This is a genomic window from Mycolicibacterium agri (assembly GCF_002553505.1).
Lineage (GTDB): Bacteria > Actinomycetota > Actinomycetes > Mycobacteriales > Mycobacteriaceae > Mycobacterium > Mycobacterium agri.
On sequence record NZ_PDCP01000215.1, the window covers coordinates 1 to 1,163 of the forward strand.

Genomic DNA, 1,163 nt, shown 5'->3' on the forward strand with positions numbered 1-1,163 from the left:
CCTGACTTCGGACACCATTGGCCGGTTTTTGAATCAGTAATGCGCTGACCTGCGGCTTCGCTGGGCTTAGTGCCCCGTTTGGGGCACTAAGCGGGTAGTTTCGGGCGGTGGCGTACGTGCGGAAGGTGCGCACGGCCTCGGGCGCGGTGGCTGTGCAGGTCGTTCGGAAACATCGAGGTCAGCGCACGATCTTGGCGCACGTGGGGTCGGCGCACACCGATGCGCAGCTCGGGATCCTGCTGGAGCAGGCCCGCCGGATCGCCGCACAGGACCAAGGCGTTCTTGATATCGAGGTGCCCGCGCGGACCCAGTCCATCGACGGCATCGCCGACTGGCGAACCGGCACCTTACCGTTGTCGCCGGGTGTTCCCAAAGGTGCGCCGGCGCCGCCAGGGCGTACCGCGGCGACGCATTCGCGTCTTCTCTACGACGTGCTCGGCGCGGTCTATGACTGGCTGGGGTTCGACATAGTGGCCGATGCGGTGTTCCGGGATCTGGTGATAGCCCGGATCGTCGAGCCCACCAGCAAGGTTGATGCCGCCCGCGTGCTGGCCGACCTGGGCGCAGACACTGTGTCATACAGGACGATTCAACGTCACCTCGCCAAAGTCAACACCGCGAACTACCGCGAGCAGATCGCAGCCAAATGCTTCACGCATGCCACGGATCGGGGTGGGTTGAGCTTGCTGCTCTACGACGTCACCACGTTGTATTTCGAGGCTGAGAATGAAGACGACCTGCGCAAGGTCGGTTACTCCAAAGAGCGCCGCATCGACCCTCAAATCGTGGTCGGCCTGCTGGTCGACCGTAGCGGATTCCCCTTGGAGGTGGGCTGTTTCGAGGGCAACACCGCTGAGACCACCACGCTGGTGCCGATCATCACCGGCTTCGCGGCCCGCCATGAACTTGGTAACACACCGATGGTGATCGCCGCCGATGCGGGCATGCTCTCCGCATTGAACCTGGCCGCGTTGGATGAGGCCGGGTTGGGGTTCATCGTCGGATCGCGGATGACGAAAGCGCCCGGCGATCTCGAGTCGCACTTCCACTGGCACGGCGACGTTTTCACAGACGGGCAGATCATCGACACCGTCACTCCGCGGCACGCCAACAGCATCGTCAACGATGTGGCGCACCGGGCTGAGCCGGTCTGGGATCCCGAC

General features: G+C 63.8%; 1 protein-coding gene. It reads left to right on the forward strand.

From position 1 onward, the window contains the following. Positions 1 to 107 precede the first annotated feature (107 nt). Positions 108 to 1,163, forward strand: a 1,056-nt coding sequence (locus tag CQY20_RS33840) for an IS1634 family transposase (protein WP_109789791.1), incomplete at its 3' end; no start/stop codon positions are given.